The organism is Nocardia salmonicida NBRC 13393 (genome assembly GCF_001613085.1).
GTDB lineage: Bacteria > Actinomycetota > Actinomycetes > Mycobacteriales > Mycobacteriaceae > Nocardia > Nocardia salmonicida.
The window spans coordinates 1-19,208 of sequence record NZ_BDBR01000005.1; the positions used below are offsets into that span (position 1 = coordinate 1).

Sequence of the window (19,208 nt, forward strand, 5' to 3'; positions counted from 1 at the left end):
GCCGCGGCTGCGTGCGTCCGCCGCGGCCTCGAGAGCGCGGGTATGTGCTGCCCGGGCGTCCTTGAGAGCCATCGCGGCGTCGCGCACCGCCCGACCCTTGTCGGACTTCGCGGTTTCCAGCGCCTGCTGCTGGGCCTTGTGCTGCTCGTAGTCGGCGACCAGGGCCGCGTCCGGTGTGGACGCGTCGATGAACGCCTGGCCACGCTCCTCGCTGAGTCGGTGGGAGAACTCGTCGATCGGCTCCCCGCCGACATGGGTGATCCGCGGCGGATCGCCCGCGGTCTGCACCATCGGGTCGTTCGGGTCCAGCACGCCGAGCAGATGCGCGTCCACACCGGGCGTCCGGCTGAACGGTGCGTTGGCGGTCCCGTTTCCGGGTTCGAGGAACGACATCGCGGCCGGGCGGGTCGGTGGGTCCTGGTCGCTCATGAAGTCGACGAGCTCGCGATCCAGTGGTGGACCGTCGCCGTCGAGACTGTCGCGATCGCGAGTATCGGACGAATCGGAATCCGTTCTGGGCGAGGGTGTATCGCTCGGTGTCGTCGCGGACTCGGGGCTGAACGTGCGCCACTTGCCACCGCGATCGATCACCGGGTCCGAGCCCGGCTCCCGCCGCACACCCACTCGATCGGTCGGCGCGGTGACATCGACACCGAGCTGGTCGGCGATGTACTGCGCCCAGCCCTTGCTGTTGCCCGCGTGACAGGAGAGCAGCCGGATCGGTGTTCCTGGAACGTAATTCGGGTTGCTGCGGATCGCGTCGACGATGTCGCGCGGGTGGACGGGGTCCCCGTTGCTCGGGGTCACCGAACCGTCGCGCCGCCCGTGCACGACCACGTCGTGGGAGCCGTCGTTGCGCACGTTCTCGCTCACCCGGTGCGTGCGGGCATCCTCACCGATGGCCGTGCCGGTCGGATGGTGTACGACGCCTTGGCCGTTGGGCAACTGGGTGTCGTAGACCGGACCGCTGTCGTTGCCGTCGGGCTGCGGCTGCCTGCGATCGTCGCCGGAATCGGTGCGGTCCCGCGGCGAGGCGGTGTCGTCGGCGCCCGGTCGACCGGGACGACTCGTCTCCGGGCCCGGTCGGGGACTCGCGCCCGGATCCGCACCGACGATCGGCACCACCGGCGGGATGTCGGCCAGCGGATCGGACTCCGGCCTGACCTCGGAATCCCCGGCACGAGTCCGTTCGGCGGCAGCCTCGGGCTCGCCTGCACGGGTCGACGGCGCTTCGCCCGGCGCGGCCTGCAGCCCCCGCAGCGGCGTCTCGGCCATACCGGCGCCGCGCTGTTCACCGACCCCCGCGCGGCTTTCACCATCAGGTCGACTCGTCGCACCGGAATCTTCGGCGGTGCCCTGTGGGTCGGCCACCCGCGACTCGTCGACACTCGGGCCGTCGGCTCTGGCTTCCGGTGCGCCGGAACGAATGTCGGATCCGGGTTGTACACCGGGACGGGCAGCGGGCTGCGACCCCTGGGCAGGCGTCGACTGCTGACCCGGGGTCGACTGCTGACCCGGGGTCGATTGTGTTGGCGCAGTATGAGATTGAGTGGGACTCGCGGCAGGCTGACCGGTCGTCGGCGTTGCTGCCTGATTGGTGACCGGCGCCTGACCGGTCGCAGCGGGCGACGGCCCCGCCGTCGCAGCGGGCCCGGCACCTGCCACACCGGCACCGATCGGTGCCCCGGCCTGTGTTGTGGTGTCCCGGTTGGTCGCCGGAGTGTCGTTGACCTGCGTAACCGGCTGACCACTCGACTGCGCGTCGGTGCGCGTCCCCTCGCCCACGCTCGCGCCGTCGGCCTGCTCGGCCTCGCCCACCCGCGACTTGTCCTGACCGGAATCCGTCTGTGCCGCAGGGCTTTCCCCGTCGGCGCGGCTGCCGCCGTCCTGACGACTGCCGTCACCGGCCTGCGATTCGCCACCCTGCACCTCGGGCTCGGACTCCTGGCGCCCCGCACCGGCGCCGCCATCGGCTGAGGACTGGCGATCGTCGCCGGACTGCTGATTCGCCCGTCCCTCTTCGGAATTCGTCGGCCCTTGGGCTTCGCCCTCGGGCGACTGCGTGCTCCCGGCGGGGCGCATCGACTGACCGTCGTCACCGGCACCGGCCCGCGACTCACCGGAACCCTCGCCGCCCATGGCGTCATCGCCCGCACCCGCGCGCACGCCGTCGTCACCACCGGCCCCGGTCCCCTCTTCGTCGGCACCCGCCCGGTTCTCGCCCTCGCCACCGGGACGGTTGGACGACCCGTCGCCGCCCGCACCGTCGTTCTGCCCGAATGTTCCGAGGTCGTGGCCCGGCATGGCATCGCGAACCTGCGAGCTGAAGCTGGGCCGTTCGAACAACCCGGGCTTCATCGCCGACCACGCGGAGTTCGCCCCGGCCTTGTTCAGGCCCGAAAGTCCGCCATTGGTGGCGCCCGCACTCCACATGAGCGGGTCGGATGCCGCGGTCTTCAGGTTGTTCCATGCCTGATCCCAGCCCTGGGTCATCCCCTCGTACCCGAATTGGCCGAGCATGCCGCCGCCCGCGCCGACCAGACCGGCACCGGTGCCGGTGATCGCGCCCTTGAGCCAGGGCGACATGCCGTCGCCGAGCCGCTTGCCGAGGAAGTGGCCGAACGGACCGGCCGCCAGACCACCGGCGGCGGAACTGACAGCGGCCGCCTTCACCTGGTTCCAGTCGACCTCCTTGCGGTGGCCCTGATCGACCTGCCACTGCTGGGCGCCGAGTTCCTGCAGGGTGCCCAGCGCCGTGTCGATCGCCACGTGCTGGCCGATGAACTTCAGGACCCGGGTGATCACGGCCTTCGCGCCGTGCCGCAGGATCGCGGCCAGTACGCGCCCGAAGATTCCCCGCGCCACCACGCGGGTCACGCCGATCGCGGCAGCCTCCACCGCGGGCGCCGTCGGCGGAAATATCCACGCCGCAGCGATTTCCAGCGCCAGCAAGCCCAGCGAGGACAGGAACATGATCTTGGTGTATTCGATCTCGGTGCCGGTCTGATACACCGAGTCACCGAGGATGTCGAACAATTCGCCCAGCTTGGTCACCGACTGGTCGCCGCGGGCCATCCCCTCGAAGGCTTTGAGCATGTCTTCGACGCCGTCGCCCTGCGGATATGCCTTGAACGCAGCATCTTTGGCGGCATCGACGTCATCTACCAGTGCACGAAGACCGTCCGCGGCCGTGCGCCAGTCCTCGGCCATGGCCCACATCTCGTCTTCATTGCCCTCCGGCCACTCCATACCGGCAAGAATCGAGAGCCAATGCAGCCCAGATGGGAGATCGATCATGGAGCGCTACGTCACCAACTCGAGTCCGTGAACGTCGCCATCGCCCCTCATCCCTCAATAGTGATGCCCGGTCGAGCACACCACAACTCGTTCGCCTGCGCAACAGAGTGGCAGGTACCGACGAATCCGTGATGACGACAGTATGAACGCCAGGCAGCCGGAACGAACCCCGCGCGGGCGACTTGACGACCAGCCGGTGCGGGCGAAGGATCGGGGTCGGCGGCACTTGAAGCGCAGGCGCGACCTGGCATTCCGCAGCGACGAGCACGCCGAGCCGGACACAGACTCCATGATTCGAGAACGGAACGCACGCAATGGAATTGAAGCCGGTGGCCATGTACCGCGAGATGTACGAGCGCGGGCACGACGAACTGCCCTCGGTATTCGACGCGCCCACCGGCACCGTCGAGGACGACCGCGACCGAATTCTGAACTACATGCGCAAGGTCCGCGCCGTCTTCGACGTCATGGGCGAATCTCCTGACCTGTTCACCCGGGACGCCGACATCGAGGGTGGTCCCTCCCTGTACTCCGACGGCATCTGGATCTGGCGCGAGGACTCGCTGAAGTACCTCGCCGAGCAGGCCCTCGTCCTCCCCACCGAGTTCGTAGAACACGTCCGCGCCCTCGACTACGCTCCCCAGAACTTCGACACCCGCGACCCCGATTTCGACGCGGCGTTCCTGTCGTACTTCTGACCGAGGAAAGGCACCGAATGACGAACTGGCACACGATGCCCGCCGACAAGGCAGCCGATCTGGCGGGTGCACTGCACACACTCGACTGGTCGTGGTCCCTCGACGACGCCCCGGCAGTCGTCGAGAAGTTCGGTTGGCACACCGTCTCCAGCCGACCACGGCGGATCACGCTCGACACCGGACTCGGTCCGGACAGCGGCACGATCCGTGCCAAGAACGGCCAGGTCACCGGCATCGAGCTGCAACTCACCGACTTCGCCGATGCGAGCGAGAACGCGCAGGTCGCAACGGCTTTCGACAGCTTCGCCGCGGCGATCACCGCCAAGCTCGGCGAGCCGATAGCCCGCGTCGCCGGTCCGCCGCTGCAGTACCGGTGGGCCGGGGCAGATGCCACGGTCGTGCTCGAACGCTCCGCCGCCTCGGTGTGGCTGTATCTGGTCACCAATGCGCGTCTGGCCGCCGACGATCGTAATATCGCGCTCGACGAGCAGGGCCTGCTGTGACCGACTGGACCGGGTTCGCACATGGGCTCGCCGCCGAGCTCGCGGCCGCACCCGAGACCACAGTCCTGGTGATCGGTGAATCGGCAGCACCGGGAGCACGACGTTTCGCCCAGTTCCGCAAGACCGGAGAGGCGGTGTCGGCCGAACTCACCGGCGACGAATGGCTCGAGCCCGAATTCCGCCCCGACGGCGACGGCATCCGAATGATCACCGAAGCGGGCTGGCGTCTCCCCGACGAAGCTCATATGGGCAACTGGTGGACCGAGTTTCCCTGGCCGGTCGACACCGACGACTACCAGCGGCTCGCCGCGATCACCGTCGTCGGGCTCCGCGACGGCTTCGGCATCGGCTCCCCACTGACACTGGCCTACAAGGGCTGGGTCGAGAGTGCCGGAAACAGCGACCTGCATCTGCCCGGCCTCGGCATCCCGGACGCGAGTTGACCGACCGCGCTTCTACGTCAAGCCGTCGCGGTTGCCCTTTTCCATCTTGTCGATGTAGTCGGCGCTTTCGGTCTGGCCGTCGGCGAAGTCGCCCATGGACGTGGCCATGGTCTTGACGTTCTCGCTGGTGTTGGTCCAGGAGGAGTCGTAGCCGTCGTCGCCACCTGGTCCGTTGTTGAAGGAACGGCCGAGTTTGTCGTTGCCCCAGACGTTTCCACGGCCGGTCAGCGAACTGTTCAGCGTGTTGATGATGCCGTTGAGTTGGTTGCTGACATTGCGCGACTTGCCGGCCGCGGTCCGGAAGTCGTCGGCGTCGTATTCGAATGTCATCGCGCTCATCCCTCCACAAGTGGTGCCGTTCGAGCACACCACAACTCATTCGCGTGCGCAACAGCCTCGCACGATGGCACGAACCGCGGATGACAACGCTGTGAACGCCGGGTTCGAGCCGGTCCCCTAAGTGCTTGCCTCCCAGTGTGATTCCACCCGCGACATCATGCGCTCGATCGACGCGTCGACCTTGTCGGCCAGGTCGGTCCGCGACATCGGTGTGGCGGTGGGGTTTTCGTTGGGAAGTTCGATGACGTAGCGGCCGTCGCCGGGGAGATCACGCCACACCAGGATGTCGCGATGCATGCCACGCGAACCGAACATGGACTGGTTCTGCAGAATATTGATGGTGCCGGTGCGGTCGGCGGGAACCTCGAAGAATTCCGCGCTGCGGCGCGCGATGCCGGTGTCGGCTTCCTCGAACACCATCGAGGCGCGTGACGCGTAGGGGTCCTGATCGGGTTGCTTATCGGTGACCAGTGGTATCACTCCACCCTTGGCAGGCCCGACCTTCGGCATCATGTCGAGGATCGACTCGGTGAGACCGTATGGGCCACAATCGGTCAGGATGAATCCACCGCTGTGAGCCGGTGTCGCACCGGGCAACTGGCGGATCACATAGCCGTTGGCACCTGCCCGTGCCGCACGGGCTTTGACCCACCGCTGCGCGTCGTCGCGCTCGCGGTCGTTCCAAGCCCGCAGCCGCAGATAGACATCCGGACGCGCCAGCACGTCCAGCGCCGTGCGCAGCCCGGGATCGATGTCGGATTGCAGGCGCTGCCAGGTGTCGTACTTCTCCTGATCGAAGTCGTACATCAGCATGGTGGTGGACAGGAAACTCAGCGGACGCGGCATGTGACCGCCGACCAGCCGATCCCACAGCACCTTGAACTCGACATCGGTGAATTCCCAGGTACGGGTCATGCGTCGGCCGCCGGACGCGCGTGGGCGGCACTGGCGCCCTCGGTGACCTCGCCGCCGTGGGTGACCTCGGCGCCCACCCCGACCGGCTCCACCGGCACCCCGGTACTGGCCGCGATCACCGGTTCCACGAGATCACCGAGCGAGCTGAAATCAGGCAGGCTCGGCAGCGAGGCGCGCGGGAAGGCCGTCCCCGCCCCGGATGCGACCGCTTCCTCGGCCGGGAGACCGGCCACTGCCACCGGCTCCGCCGGTTCCTCGACCGTGAGACCGAGCTGCTCCGCGACGGACTGCAACTGGGGGTTGGATTCCATCAGCTGCGCGAACTCGGGCGATTCCGAGATCGCGGTCGCCAGATCGGGGAACTGGTCGAGCAGCGAAGTGAGCTGGGACAGGTCGGGCGTGGCCGCGGACAAGTCGGTCGAGGCGATTTGCTGCAGGGCCTGGGTGACGCTCGGCAGCGCTTGGGTGAGCGAGGAGACAACCCCGGAGATGGTCGACATCAGCGAGGACATCATGTCCGAGCCGGAACTACCGGTCGAGCTTCCCGTTCCGGCGATAGCGCCGTTGCCGGTTCCGCCGGTTCCCGTCCCCGTACCGGTTCCCGAGCCGGACCCTGATGCGCCACCGGAACCGCTCTGACCTGTGCCCTTCCCCTGATTCGCCAATTCTTGCTGTGCCGCCATGAACCCGGCCGATGGCTGGGTGCTTCCCTGTTGCTGACTGCCGGCCTGCTGGCCACCACTCGACTGCTGACCACCGCCGGACTGTTGACCACCGCCGGACTGCTGGCCACCGCCGGACTGCTGGCCACCGTTGTTCTGTTGGCCGCCGTTGTCCTCTTCCTTCTTCGGCGGCGGCGGTGGTGGTCCGATGGCCCCCTTCGGAGCAGCGGGTGCGACCTCTGCCGGAAACATCTTCTGGGTCTGCTTCAGCCCGTCGATGTAGTGCTTGCGATAGAGCTCCTGGACTTCGCCGACATCGTCACCACAGCCCTCGTCGCGCGAGACCGGCATGCAGGAGTTGGTCGCATACAACCAGTCCGCGGTGTATTGCAGGTTCGCCTGCATCAATTTGAACGACCCGGCGAGATCGGAGACCGACTTGGAGAACCCCTGCACAGCGGTCAGAGCACTTTCGCCGCCCTGGCTCTCCCATTTGGTCGAGGTGATCGTCTGCATCGCCTGGCTCAGGTCGTAGGCGGCGCCCTCGAGCTGGCTGGCCATCGTGCCCCAGACCGGCGCGTCTTCGGTGATCTCGGTCCAGCCGATGCGGTAGCCCAGGTCGTACAGATCGCCCCAGCCCATGCTCGACGGTTCCCGATACGGGATCTCCCCCTCGACCGGTTCGGGCTTGGCCGTCACGTCCTTGGGAACGCTGGCTTTGTCGATATCGTCGTTGTGCTGGACATAGATCTTGCCGTCGCGCGTTTCGATGTCCTGGTTCGCGGGGTTGTAGGTACCCGCGTTCTTGACCGCGCCCGACATGTCCTTGGCGCCAGGTGTCGACGACACGCCGCCGAGGTCGGTCTTCTTCTGTTTCAGCGTCGACAGTTCGGATGCCGAGAGTTCATCGGTGCCGGTGTATTTGTCACCCGCGGCCTTGAACATATCGACCATGTCCACCAGCGAGTCGATGAACTTGCCGAGAGTGTCTTTACACTCGGTGGCTTCGGTGACGAACCGGGGCTGCAATCTCTCCGGGGCGTAGACCTCGGCCCCGCCGAGCTTGGACATCGTGAAGACGTTGAGCTGCCTGCTCTCGATCAGGCCTCGACAGCCCTTGATCACTTCGATCGCCGTACTGCATGCCTTGGCGGCATCCAGCGCGGCACCCGTTTCGACCTTGATCTTCGCCTTGTCTGCCAGCCCCTCGAAGGGAGAATCGCCCACGCCAACCGCTCCTCGCAGCACCCCACCGCCGACCCTCGCAGTCGACTCGATCGCCTCGCATTCTAGTGAGCAATGCGAAATATGCACAGCAGCAAGGAAACACCGGTGTCGATCCCTGATGAACAGACGGTTCCGGCGAACGATCCGACGGCTGACACCGATTTGTGACAGACTCGATCGAAGCGCTAGCGGCCACAGGACGGCCATGAACGAACGAACGATAGGGCCCCAGCTTTGACGTCGCGATGGAACTGCTCATGACCGACCTGAGCGGCCTCGAACGGCGCGTGGCAGCCAATCGCGCCAACACCCGCAGCCAGCACGCCGACGACTACCTTCGCTTGGCCGGTTCCTTGACCGAGCTGGCGCAGGGCCTACTGGCGACCAGGGACGATCCGTCGGGGCGCGATCGCACGGCGGAGGCGTTGGAGCCCGCGCAGGAAGCGGTGGCGATCCGGCTGCACTGGCTGGTCGGCGGGTACGTCTCCTACGAGTACGCGGGTGCGTTGCAGGACGCGTTGCGGTTGTTCGAGCAGGCGACGCGGTTGGTCGGGCATCGGCAGCTCGCGACGAACACCATTCGCAGCGCCTGTTCGGCGTATCGGCAGGTCGCGCAGGACTATCCCGATGTTTCGGCCATGTGCGCCGATGGGCTGTCCAAGTGTGGCGTGTGGTTGATGCGGCTCGATCACGATGCGGCGGTGGCGGCGAGTGAGTCGGCGGTGCGGATTCGGGCGGGAATGTACGCGCGCGCGTCCGAGCAGCCAGGGAAGTATCTGGCGAGCCTCAGTACCCTGCTGCGCACGCTGATGGTGGGGCGCTCGCGCAAGCAGGCCATCGCGAGCTATCGCGCGTTGTATTCCGAGGTGACCACGACAGCGAGTACCGCGAAATTGCGGGAAACCCGGGTCGAGGAACTGGATCTCACGGTCAAGACCACCCAGGCGTTGATCAAGCTGGGCGCGCCGACCTTGGAACGCGCGGGGCGGCTGACTCAGCAGCAGATTCTGTACCAGTCGGGCGGCGACCTGGCCACGATCGACGAGATCAACTGGCGGTTGGCGCTCGTCGGCCTCAAGCCCCTCGCGGCAGGGGCGATGCCGGAACCGCCCTCGCGGCCGGTGGAGATCTCGGCGACCTACGGTGCGATCGCCGTGCGGTGCTCGGCGCCGGACGCGCTCGACCAGGTCCGCACCGCCATCGTCGCCGCGTACGCACAGGACAAAGCGGAACCTGTCGACGCCGGGCGATTCGCCGGCGTGCACGACAAGCATTGGGGCGTCAAGGAACCCAAGACCAACCTCGACACCGAGCTCGGTGCCGATGTGGTGCTCGTCGAGAAGTCCTCCGGCAGCTGGATTTCGGTGAAGAGCCTGAACTGGGAGATCGGCGCACTCGGCAAACACCCACTCGCCGTTGCTCTCTCGAAGAAATGGCCGGTCCTCACCGTCGCCACCATCGAGAAGATCTCCTACGAACTGTGCCTCTACGACAACGGCATCGCCACCCAGTACGCGGCTCTCGGCAGACCCGCCGGTCAGGCGCCTCTCGACGCCCCGCTGGCCCCACTGGATTTCGCGACTCTGGCCGACTACGGCGCCGACTACGCCTCAGAAACCCAGGTCAGAGCCGCCTTCGGTAATGCCGAAATGTTCGCCAAGGTCACCGAGCTCCCCGGCGCCGGCATCCGCCAGGCCGCGGAGAAGGCCCCGCTCACCGACTACGGCCCGAATATTCTCTTCTTCGGCAAGGACTGACCCGTCGCAGCGAAAAGCCGCTGCCTCCCCACCGGGAGGCAGCGGCTTCGTCGTGTCAGGAGTCGCGTCCCGCGTACCGCTTGATCCTGGCGGCGGTACTTCACACCGCTGGAACGGATATGCCGCCCCGAAACGACGTGGAGGACGACCACCCGGCATGATCGGAGTCGTGCGAGTACTGCTGCAGCGTGTGACCAGTGCCCAGGTCAGCGTCGACGATCAGATCGTCGGACGCATCGACCCGGCGGCCACCGGTGTCCCCCACGGTCTACTCGCCCTCGTCGGCGCCACCCACACCGACACCGACGCCAACGCGAAAGCCTTGGCCGACAAGACATATCGCCTGCGAATCCTCGATGGTGAACGCTCCGCCGCCGACCTGGACGCCCCCATCCTGGTGGTCAGCCAGTTCACCCTCTACGCCAACACCGCCAAGGGCAGGCGCCCCTCCTGGAACGCCGCCGCTCCCGGCTCGCTCGCCGAACCCCTCGTCGACACCTTCGCTGAAACACTTCGTGAACTGGGCGCCACCGTGGCCACCGGAAAATTCGGCGCGCACATGCAGATCGAACTCACCAACGACGGCCCGATCACCGTTCTGCTCGAAGGCTGACTTCGTCGGCGACTACTCCGGGCGCAGGGTGAGAATGCGCGGCCCGTCCTCGGTCACCGCGACGCTGTGCTCCCAGTGCGCGGCGCGCGAACCGTCGGTGGTGACCACGGTCCAGTCGTCATCGAGAGTCTTGGTGTCGGTGGTGCCAAGAGTCAGCATCGGCTCGATCGCCAACACCGAACCGACCACCAGGCGCGGGCCCTTACCGGGCGCGCCTTCGTTGGGCAGGAACGGATCCATGTGCATCTCGCGCCCGATGGCGTGGCCACCGTAACCGTCGACGATGCCGTACTGACGACCGTGTGCCTGCTCGGCCGCGCGTGTGCCCAGCTCGATGGCGTGCGAGACATCGGTGAGCCGGTTGCCCGGCAGCATCGCCACGATGCCGGCCTCCATCGAGAGCTTGGTGGCCTCGCTCAGCAGCTGATCGGCCTCGATGATGTTGCCGATGCCGAACGTCCACGCCGAGTCGCCGTGCCAGCCGTCGAGGATGGCGCCGCAGTCGATGGACACGAGATCGCCCTCGGTGAGAATCTCACTCGCCGAGGGGATCCCGTGGACCACACGGTCGTTGACCGAAGAACAGATCGAGCCGGGGAAGCCGTGATAACCCTTGAACGACGGGACAGCGCCCGAGTCACGGATAGTGGCCTCGGCGACCTCGTCGAGCTCCAGCGTCGAAACGCCGGGCTTGGCCGCCGCGCGAACGGCGACCAGCGTGGCGCCGACGATCGCGCCGGCTGCCTGCATGGCATCCAGCTCGCCCGCCGAACGGAACGGCACGACCTTCTTCTTACGGGTGAAGACCATCCGGCCTCAGTACTCCGATCCGCTGATTACTGACCGAGCGCCGCGAGCGCCCGGCCGTTGACCTCATCGACTTCGCCGATGCCGTCGACGGTCACGACCAGACCGTCGTAGTGCTCGAGCAGCGGCTCGGTCTCCTCACGGTAGACCCGCAGCCGGTTGCGGATAACGTCCTCGGTGTCGTCGGCGCGCCCACGGGCGAGCATGCGCTCGACCACGGTGTCCTCGGCGACCACGAAGCACAGCACGGCGTCGAGTGTGGTGCCGTTGTGCTCGAGGATCTTCTTCAACGCGTCGGCCTGGTCGACCGTGCGGGGGTAACCGTCGAGCACGAAACCGTTCGCGGCATCGGGCTCGCCGACGCGGGCCTCGACCATGCGGTTGGTGACGTCGCTGGGTACCAGGTCGCCCGCGTCCATGTACTTCTGTGCCTCACGCCCGAGGGCGGTCTGCTGGCTGATATTCGCGCGGAAGAGGTCTCCGGTGGAGATGTGCGGAACGCCCAGCTTCTCTGACAGCAGGACGGCCTGAGTACCTTTGCCGGCACCCGGCGGACCGAGCAGAACAACTCTCACTTGAGGAACCCTTCGTAATTTCGATTCATCAGCTGGCTCTCGATCTGCTTGACCGTGTCGAGACCCACGCTGACCATGATGAGCACCGCGGTACCGCCGAACGGCAGGTTCGCCGCTCCGCCATTGGCACCCATGTCAAGGAACAGATTCGGGAGAACGGCGACCATACCGAGGTAGATCGAGCCAGGCAGGGTGATGCGGCTCAGTACGTAGTTCAGATAGTCGGCGGTCGGCTTGCCCGGACGGTAACCGGGAATGAAGCCGCCGAACTTCTTCATCTCATCCGCGCGTTCCTCCGGGTTGAAGGTGATCGCGACGTAGAAGTAGGTGAAGAACACGATCAGACCGAAGTAGATCGCGATGTAGACCGGGTTGCCCGGATTCACCAGGTACTTCTGGATGATCTCCTGCCACCAGCTCGGATCCTGGGCCGTGCTCGACCCGGTCAGCTGAGCGATCAGGTTCGGGAGGTAGAGCAGCGAGGACGCGAAGATCACCGGGATGACACCGGCCTGGTTGACCTTCAACGGCAGGTACGTCGATGAACCGCCGTACATTTTGCGACCGACGACGCGCTTGGCGTACTGCACCGGAATCCGGCGCTGACCCTGTTCGACGAAGATCACGGCCACCAGGATCACCAGCACGGCGACGCACACCGCGCCGAAGATCAGGCCACCATCGGAGTCGAGAATCCGCTTGCCGTCGAGGGGCAGCCGGGCCGCGATACCGGCGAAGATGAGCAGCGACATGCCGTTACCGACACCGCGCTCGGTGATCTGCTCGCCGAACCACATGACCAGCGAGGCGCCTGCGGTCATCACGAGGACGATGATGATCATGCCGAAGATGCTGGTGTCGGCGAGGATCGGCTCGTTGCAGCCCTGCAGTAGCTGACCACGAGAGGCGAGCGCGACCAGGCCGGTAGCCTGCAGGACCGCCAAGGCGACCGACAGATACCTGGTGTACTGCGTCATCTTGGTCTGGCCCGATTGGCCTTCCTTGCGCAGTTCCTCGAACCGCGGGATGACGACGGTCAGCAGCTGGATGATGATGCTCGCGGTGATGTACGGCATGATGCCGATCGCGAACACCGACAGCTGCAGGAGCGCGCCACCGGAGAACAGGTTGATGAGCTGGTAGATGCCGGCGGATTCACCGCCGGAGACCACCTTCACGCATTCCTGGACGTTCTGGTAGTCGACGCCGGGGGACGGCAGCGCGGCACCCAGCCGGTACAGCGCGATCAACCCCAGCGTGAAGAGAATCTTCCGCCGTAAGTCCGGAGTCCGGAAGGCCGATACGAAGGCGGAAAGCACAAATCCTCCTGGCGAACGACATGGTCATGCCATGCGACATCGGTTTTACGGAAACGTCAGCCCATGACAAGTGTTGGCAGCCAACGACTGAACTCTAACAGTGACACCGGACGAGTTTGCCACTCGTCCGGTGTCGACTGCTCTTCAGAGTACCGTCAGGCCAGTTCGGTGACAGTGCCACCGGCTGCGGTGATCTTCTCCTTGGCGGAGCCGGTCACCTTGTCGGCGGTCACCTGGATGGCGACACCGATCTCGCCGTCGCCGAGAACCTTGACCAGCTCGTTCTTGCGAACGGCGCCGGCCTCGACAAGCTCGGCCTTACCGATGGTGCCGCCCTGCGGGAACAGCTCAGCGATGCGGCCAACGTTGACGACCTGGTACTCGACCCGGAAGCGGTTGGTGAAGCCGCGAAGCTTCGGCAGACGCATGTGCAGCGGCATCTGGCCACCCTCGAACGCCGCGGGGACGTTCTTGCGTGCCTTGGTGCCCTTGGTACCGCGACCGGCGGTCTTACCCTTGGAACCTTCACCGCGACCCACACGGGTCTTCTCGGTCTTGGAGCCAGGGGCGGGACGCAGGTGGTGCAATTTGATGGTCATGTCTAGACCTCCTCAACTGTTACGAGGTGGCGCACGACGTTGATCAGACCGCGGTTCTGAGCGTTGTCCTCACGAACCACCGACTGGCGGATCTTCCGCAGACCAAGCGTCCGCAGGCTGTCGCGCTGGTTCGACTTGGCACCGATCGTGCTCTTGATCTGAGTCACCTTGAGATCAGCCATGTCAGGCTCCCTGTCCTGCACGCGCACGCAGCATGCCCGCCGGAGCGACATCCTCGATCGGCAGACCGCGACGCGCGGCAACCTCTTCGGGACGCTGGAGCATCTTGAGCGCGGCAACTGTCGCGTGAACGACGTTGATCGCATTGTCGCTACCGAGCGACTTCGACAGAATGTCGTGGATACCGGCACATTCGAGCACGGCACGGCACGCACCACCGGCGATCACACCGGTACCGGGCGAAGCCGGACGCAGCATGACCACACCGGCCGCCGCCTCACCCTGAACCGGGTGGACGATGGTCGAGCCGATCATCGGGACGCGGAAGAAGCTCTTACGAGCCTCCTCGACACCCTTCTGGATGGCCGCGGGAACTTCCTTGGCCTTGCCGTAGCCGACGCCGACCAGACCGTTGCCGTCACCGACGATCACGAGGGCGGTGAAGCTGAAGCGACGACCACCCTTCACGACCTTGGAGACACGGTTGATCGCGACGACGCGCTCGAGCTGGTTCTTCTCGGCCGCGTTACCGCCACGGTCGTTACCACCGCGACGATCGCCACCGCCACGACGGTTGCCCTCGGGGCCACCGGCGTTGCTGTTGTTGTTGCTGTTCGGTCCGGCGGGTCCGCCGCCGCCGTCGCGCCGCTGACGTCCCGGCATCAGACGTTCCTTCCGTTGGAAATAATGGTCATCAGAACTTCAGCCCGCCTTCGCGAGCGGCATCGGCCAGCGCCGCGATACGGCCGTGGTAGTCGTGACCACCACGGTCGAACACGACCGCCTCGACACCGGCAGCCTTGGCACGCTCGGCGATCAGCTGACCGACCTTCGCGCCCTTGGCGGACTTGTCACCTTCGAACGCACGCACGTCGGCCTCGATCGAGGAAGCGGCGGCAATGGTCTTGCCCACCGAGTCGTCGATCAGCTGAGCGTGCAGGTGGCGCGCGGAGCGGTTGACCACCAGGCGCGGACGCTCGGTGGTGCCTTCGACCTTCTTACGAAGACGGAAGTGACGGCGAGTCTTCGACAGACGACGCTTCGTCGAAGCATCCTTGCCGAGCGGAATCCGCTTGGCCTTCTGGTTAGCAGTTTGCGCCATGATCACTTACCCGTCTTTCCGACCTTGCGGCGAACGACCTCGCCGGCGTAGCGGATGCCCTTGCCCTTGTACGGGTCGGGCTTACGCAGTCCGTGGATCACAGCGGAGATCTGACCGACCGCCTGCTTGTCGATTCCGGACACCGAGAATTTGGTGGGCGATTCCACCGCGAAGGTGATGCCTGCCGGGGCCTCGATCGGCACCGGGTGGCTGTAACCGAGGGCGAACTCGAGGTTCGAACCCTTGGCCTGAACGCGGTAACCGACGCCGAAGATTTCCATCTTCTTCTCGTAGCCCTTGGTGACACCCTCGATCATGTTGGCGATCAGGGTGCGGGAAAGGCCGTGCAGCGAACGGTTCGCGCGCTCGTCGTTGGGACGAGCAACCTCGAGCTCATTACCTTCACCCTTGGTGACGATGATGGGCTCGGCCACGGTGTGCGACAGGGTGCCCTTGGGCCCCTTGACCGTGACAACCTGGCCGTCGATGTTGACGTCGACGCCGGCCGGAATCTCGATGGGCTTCTTACCAATACGCGACATTAGTCCTGACCTCCCTTACCAGACGTAGGCGAGGACTTCGCCCCCGACGCCCTGCTTGGCCGCCTGACGGTCGGTGAGCAGACCGGTCGACGTGGAAATGATCGCCACGCCGAGGCCGCCGAGGACCTTGGGCAGGTTGGTGGACTTCGCGTACACACGCAGACCCGGCTTCGAGACGCGACGCAGGCCCTGCAGGCTGCGCTCACGGCTGGGGCCGTACTTCAGATCGACGACGATGGCCTTGCCAACGGTCGCGTCTTCGGTGCGGTAATCGGCGATGTAGCCCTCACGCTTGAGGATCTCGGCGATGTTCACCTTGATCTTCGAGTGGGGCGCCTTCACCTGATCGTGGTACGCCGAGTTGGCGTTGCGCAGACGCGTCAAGAAGTCTGCGATCGGATCAGTCATGGTCATGGTTAGACCTCGACACCTTTCTCGCTGCGGTTCCCATACAACATCTCCCGCACGCTCGCGCGCAGGTGATCGTGGGCCTACAACAATTCGGCTGGTCCGGTCGGCACTTGCCGACCGGATGAGTTCTCTTGCGAGCTCTCGGCGCCTGGCACGGTCCCACTCGCGCCGGAGCGCGCAGCGGACACAGATCTGCCCAGGCAACCGCTCTAGTGTAGGCAATGCCGTGGTCAGGACCAAACCCGGGGGGCGACGAACCGGGGCGATATCCGTCACGCGGCCGTGTGATCGGCCTTCGCGCCCGTCTTGTAGGTGATCAGGATCGCCGAGGCCGAGACACCGGCGGCGACGATCAACATCATCTCACCGCCCACCACCATGCTCATCAAGCCACCGAGCAGGGCGCCGACGGCGAAGGCCGCGTACTGCAGGCCGTAGCCGAGCCAATCGCGCGAGCTACCGCCGCTGACGTGGCTTTCGATGCCCTGACTCAGCTTCACGACCGTTCCGGTGGCGTAGCTGAGCGGAACGCTGGTCTCGCCGTTCTTGACGAACGCGGTGTTGAGCGCACCCACCGCGAAGGCGACGAACGCGATCGGGATGAACCCCACGTCCTGCCCGCCGGTGCGGTCGAGGGCGTAGTCGACGACCGCGGCCACGGCGAGCGCCACGGTGGTCACCACGGACGCCCCGTAGTGGCCACTGCGCCACAGCCGCCGCCGGAGCATCGAGGCCACGAACACGCCGAGTCCGAACGAGAAGAGCAGCGTAATAGCACCGGTGGCCAGCAGTTGATCATTGTCGAACCAGCCGAGAACGGCGCGCTCGGTATTACCGGTCATGAATGTCACGAAATATCCGGCGGAATGCGTATATGCGGCGGCGCCGATAAATCCGGCCAATATCGAAAGAAATGCCACCATCGGCATCGCGCCCGCGGGAATCCCACGTAGCGTCACCCGGTGGGCCACATCACTAGGCTTGTTTCCTGTGGTCAGAGTCACTATTTCACATCCTCTGCATTTACTCCGGCAAGGGATCGACACTGACGCCCATCTGCACGCTGCATTGTCGCGCAACGACCTCGACAGTAGCCACGAAATAAAATTCCTACCAGCTCGGAGATCACATTCTCGGGAAAGACACAGGATTATGAGGTGCCGGTAATGCCGAAGTAACCGAGAATTCTAAATCAATTCCGCCTACGCGCACGCGGGACCTGCGACGATGCCGCCGCAGGGTGGCGGCCGATCCCCACCACCGATCGAATTGTGTTCGATACCAACCACTTTGCGTTCGTAAGCGCTGCTCACGAGTGTGGTAGCTTCGCGAGGTTCGTCGGATCTGCGCAGGAGGCTCTGCCGTTGTCTTCCCACTGTGCGCGCCGCCGGGGCTCGGCTTATCTGCTCGCCGTACTGCTCGGGATCGGCGCGCTCGTCACACCCGCGCGTGCTTCGGCCGATCCCTACGTCGACCAGCTCGCCGAAGCGGCGGCCACCCCGACGCTGGGGTGGGAGGGTTGCGCGGACGGATTCGAGTGCGCGTTAGCTCAGGTGCCGCTGGACTACAACAGCCCGCAGGCCGCCCAGATCGACCTGGCTGTCATCAAGTTGCCCGCGTCCGATCCCGCTCGGCGCATCGGAACACTGTTCGTCAACTTCGGTGGGCCGGGCCCGTCCGGCGTCGACCGTCTCCGCGAACGGGCCCGCTGGCCGTGGCTGTTCTCCGACGAACTGCGCGCCCGGTTCGACCTGGTCTCCTGGGATCCACGCTCGGTCTCGCGCAGCGCGGGCACACAGTGCTTCTCCAGCGCCGCCGAGCAGGACGCGTACCTGGGTTCCTTCCCCGGCACCCCCACCGATCCGCGCGACGAGCCCGCGTTCTTCGCCGCCTCCGCCGATATCGCCGCCCGCTGCGCCGAGAACGCGGGTCCGATCCTGCAGCACGCCTCCACCGCGAACACCGCCCGCGACCTGGACCTGTTACGCCGGGCGGTCGGTGACGAATCCCTGACCTACCACGGCATCTCCTACGGCACCCAGGTCGGCGCGGTCTACGCCAACATGTTCCCCGGCCGGGTCCGCGCGATGGCGCTCGACGGTTCCCTCGACTTCGAGGGGAATGTCAACGGCCACGGCACCGACGGTGTGAACCTGCCCCTCGATACCCGCCAGGGCGTGGCCGCGGGCATCGCCGAAACCTTCGACACCTTCCTGCGTGACTGCTCCGCCGCGGGCCCACGCTGCGCGTTCGCCGAGGGCGACCCGAAACTCAAGTGGGTAGCACTGGCCGAACGAGCACGCCTCGCCCCGATCACGGTCGACGGCACCCCGTGGACCTTCTCCCAGATAGTGAGCGCCGCGGGCAGCCTCTCCCGCCCCGAGACCTACCCCGACCTGGCGACTTTCCTCCAAAGCCTCTTCGACGCGGCAACGGTGCTTCCCGCCCGGGTCCCCGACGCCCTGTTCGCCGAGAACCACCCCGCTAACCGCGTCGAGGCCTTCTACACGATCCAATGCTCCGACAGCACCGTCCCCACCGATCCCGCCGTCTACAGCAGAGTAGCCGCCGCCGAAGACCTGCAGTCGCGCTACTTCGGCCGAACCGCCGTCTTCAACGCCACCCCCTGCGCCTTCTGGCAGGCCGAGGACCGAGACCGCTACACCGGCCCGTGGAACCGCGAAACCGCCGCCCCGATCCTCGTCCTCAACAGCCGATACGACCCGGCCACCCCGCTACAGGGCGCCAAAGCCGGTGCGGCCCAACTGAACCGGGCCCAGGTAGTCGTCATCGAAGGCGCGGGCCACAGCTCCATGTACGTCCAGAGCACCTGCGCCGAACACCTCAAACGCGACTACCTGTTCACCGCCCAACTCCCGCCCGCCGGCGTCAGCTGCGGAATCGACCGCTCACCGTTCAGCTGAACAGGCAGAGCAGGTCGTAGAGCGGCGGCTTCTCCACGCTGCCCGTGGAGAACAACAACTGCGCGATCGGTGAGCAGATCAACTGCGTCTCCGAGGACCCCGATCCACCCCCGGACCCGGAACCGGCGCTGGGGGCGGCGGAGGCAACACCAGGCGCCCCGAGGAGCGCGACGGAAAGAACAGCGACTGTGGCGAACTTCTTCATGCGCCAAGAGAACACACCCACCCCCACCAATGGAGTGAAATGTGCACATTTCATCCAAAGTCCGTGATATCCCACAGTCCCTGGAAATGT

21 protein-coding genes are annotated in these 19,208 nt (G+C 65.9%); 6 read left to right on the plus strand and 15 right to left on the minus strand.

All coding sequences use genetic code 11. From position 1 onward, the window contains the following. The coding region (locus NS1_RS41305; RefSeq protein ID WP_444980720.1) for a WXG100-like domain-containing protein at nt 1–3,297 on the minus strand (3,297 nt) is incomplete at its 3' end. Between the two features lie 314 nt (nt 3,298–3,611). Here NS1_RS41305 and NS1_RS05715 point away from each other — a divergent pair. Genes NS1_RS05715 through NS1_RS05725 form a run of 3 tightly spaced genes read left to right on the plus strand, consistent with a single transcriptional unit; the run spans nt 3,612 to nt 4,941 of the window. Continuing rightward, a complete protein-coding gene (locus tag NS1_RS05715; protein ID WP_062982385.1) occupies nt 3,612–3,995 on the plus strand; it encodes a hypothetical protein in 384 nt (127 codons plus the stop codon). 17 nt (nt 3,996–4,012) lie between these two features. Then, nucleotides 4,013–4,498, plus strand: a complete 486-nt coding sequence (locus NS1_RS05720) for a DUF6301 family protein (protein WP_062982387.1) — start codon at nt 4,013–4,015, stop codon at nt 4,496–4,498. Beyond that, nucleotides 4,495–4,941 (plus strand): TY-Chap domain-containing protein, encoded by a 447-nt coding sequence (locus NS1_RS05725; protein ID WP_062982389.1) that lies wholly within the window; start codon nt 4,495–4,497, stop codon nt 4,939–4,941. Before NS1_RS05720 ends, NS1_RS05725 begins: the two co-directional genes overlap by 4 nt. A gap of 12 nt (nt 4,942–4,953) precedes the next feature. On the opposite strand, the gene NS1_RS05730 is transcribed toward NS1_RS05725, so the two are convergent. The 3 genes from NS1_RS05730 to NS1_RS05740 form a co-directional block, all read right to left on the minus strand. Further along, nucleotides 4,954–5,271 carry a WXG100 family type VII secretion target gene (locus NS1_RS05730; RefSeq protein ID WP_157125111.1) on the minus strand — a complete coding sequence of 106 codons (318 nt, stop codon included), beginning with the start codon at nt 5,269–5,271 and terminating at the stop codon, nt 4,954–4,956. A gap of 126 nt (nt 5,272–5,397) precedes the next feature. Beyond that, nucleotides 5,398–6,195, minus strand: coding sequence for an ESX secretion-associated protein EspG (locus tag NS1_RS05735; protein ID WP_062982393.1), 798 nt, complete (start codon nt 6,193–6,195; stop codon nt 5,398–5,400). Continuing rightward, on the minus strand, nt 6,192–8,084 hold the full coding sequence (locus NS1_RS05740; protein WP_062982395.1) for a hypothetical protein: 1,893 nt from the start codon (nt 8,082–8,084) through the stop codon (nt 6,192–6,194). The genes NS1_RS05735 and NS1_RS05740 overlap by 4 nt, the downstream gene beginning before the upstream one ends. Before the next feature lie 257 nt (nt 8,085–8,341). On the opposite strand from NS1_RS05740, the gene NS1_RS05745 reads away from it, so the two are divergent. Both NS1_RS05745 and dtd read left to right on the plus strand, forming a co-directional pair. Further along, nucleotides 8,342–9,841: a hypothetical protein gene (locus NS1_RS05745; protein WP_255284437.1), complete on the plus strand. Its 1,500-nt coding sequence runs from the start codon at nt 8,342–8,344 to the stop codon at nt 9,839–9,841. 169 nt (nt 9,842–10,010) lie between these two features. Next, entirely contained in the window at nt 10,011–10,454 is a 444-nt protein-coding gene (gene dtd, locus NS1_RS05750) for a D-aminoacyl-tRNA deacylase (protein ID WP_062982815.1), read from the plus strand. 12 nt (nt 10,455–10,466) lie between these two features. On the opposite strand, the gene map is transcribed toward dtd, so the two are convergent. From map to NS1_RS05800, 10 genes are all read right to left on the minus strand, one after another. Next, the gene (map, locus tag NS1_RS05755) at nt 10,467–11,264 is read right to left on the minus strand and encodes a type I methionyl aminopeptidase (protein WP_062982399.1); all 798 of its coding nucleotides are present in this window, start codon (nt 11,262–11,264) and stop codon (nt 10,467–10,469) included. 26 nt (nt 11,265–11,290) lie between these two features. After that, nucleotides 11,291–11,836, minus strand: a complete 546-nt coding sequence (locus NS1_RS05760; RefSeq protein ID WP_056818371.1) for an adenylate kinase — start codon at nt 11,834–11,836, stop codon at nt 11,291–11,293. Next, nucleotides 11,833–13,155, minus strand: a complete 1,323-nt coding sequence (gene secY, locus NS1_RS05765) for a preprotein translocase subunit SecY (protein ID WP_062982401.1) — start codon at nt 13,153–13,155, stop codon at nt 11,833–11,835. Before secY ends, NS1_RS05760 begins: the two co-directional genes overlap by 4 nt. A 155-nt stretch (nt 13,156–13,310) precedes the next feature. Next, nucleotides 13,311–13,754 (minus strand): 50S ribosomal protein L15, encoded by a 444-nt coding sequence (gene rplO / locus NS1_RS05770; RefSeq protein ID WP_056818375.1) that lies wholly within the window; start codon nt 13,752–13,754, stop codon nt 13,311–13,313. A 2-nt stretch (nt 13,755–13,756) separates the two neighbouring features. Further along, complete coding sequence (rpmD, locus tag NS1_RS05775; RefSeq protein ID WP_056819257.1) at nt 13,757–13,936, minus strand: 50S ribosomal protein L30; 180 nt, start codon at nt 13,934–13,936, stop codon at nt 13,757–13,759. Nucleotide 13,937: 1 nt separating this feature from the next. Continuing rightward, the gene (rpsE, locus tag NS1_RS05780) at nt 13,938–14,597 is read right to left on the minus strand and encodes a 30S ribosomal protein S5 (RefSeq protein ID WP_056818377.1); all 660 of its coding nucleotides are present in this window, start codon (nt 14,595–14,597) and stop codon (nt 13,938–13,940) included. A gap of 31 nt (nt 14,598–14,628) precedes the next feature. Beyond that, a complete protein-coding gene (gene rplR, locus NS1_RS05785; protein ID WP_056818379.1) occupies nt 14,629–15,036 on the minus strand; it encodes a 50S ribosomal protein L18 in 408 nt (135 codons plus the stop codon). A gap of 2 nt (nt 15,037–15,038) precedes the next feature. Continuing rightward, entirely contained in the window at nt 15,039–15,578 is a 540-nt protein-coding gene (gene rplF, locus NS1_RS05790) for a 50S ribosomal protein L6 (RefSeq protein ID WP_062982403.1), read from the minus strand. Nucleotides 15,579–15,593: 15 nt separating this feature from the next. Next, entirely contained in the window at nt 15,594–15,992 is a 399-nt protein-coding gene (rpsH, locus tag NS1_RS05795; protein WP_056818383.1) for a 30S ribosomal protein S8, read from the minus strand. A 269-nt stretch (nt 15,993–16,261) separates the two neighbouring features. Further along, on the minus strand, nt 16,262–16,993 hold the full coding sequence (locus NS1_RS05800) for a YoaK family protein (protein WP_255284438.1): 732 nt from the start codon (nt 16,991–16,993) through the stop codon (nt 16,262–16,264). Between the two features lie 360 nt (nt 16,994–17,353). On the opposite strand from NS1_RS05800, the gene NS1_RS05805 reads away from it, so the two are divergent. Further along, nucleotides 17,354–18,913: an alpha/beta hydrolase gene (locus NS1_RS05805; protein ID WP_255284439.1), complete on the plus strand. Its 1,560-nt coding sequence runs from the start codon at nt 17,354–17,356 to the stop codon at nt 18,911–18,913. Here the strand turns inward: NS1_RS05805 and NS1_RS05810 are convergent. Beyond that, nucleotides 18,906–19,118, minus strand: a complete 213-nt coding sequence (locus NS1_RS05810; RefSeq protein WP_062982405.1) for a hypothetical protein — start codon at nt 19,116–19,118, stop codon at nt 18,906–18,908. The genes NS1_RS05805 and NS1_RS05810 overlap by 8 nt on opposite strands. Nucleotides 19,119–19,208: the final 90 nt, after the last annotated feature.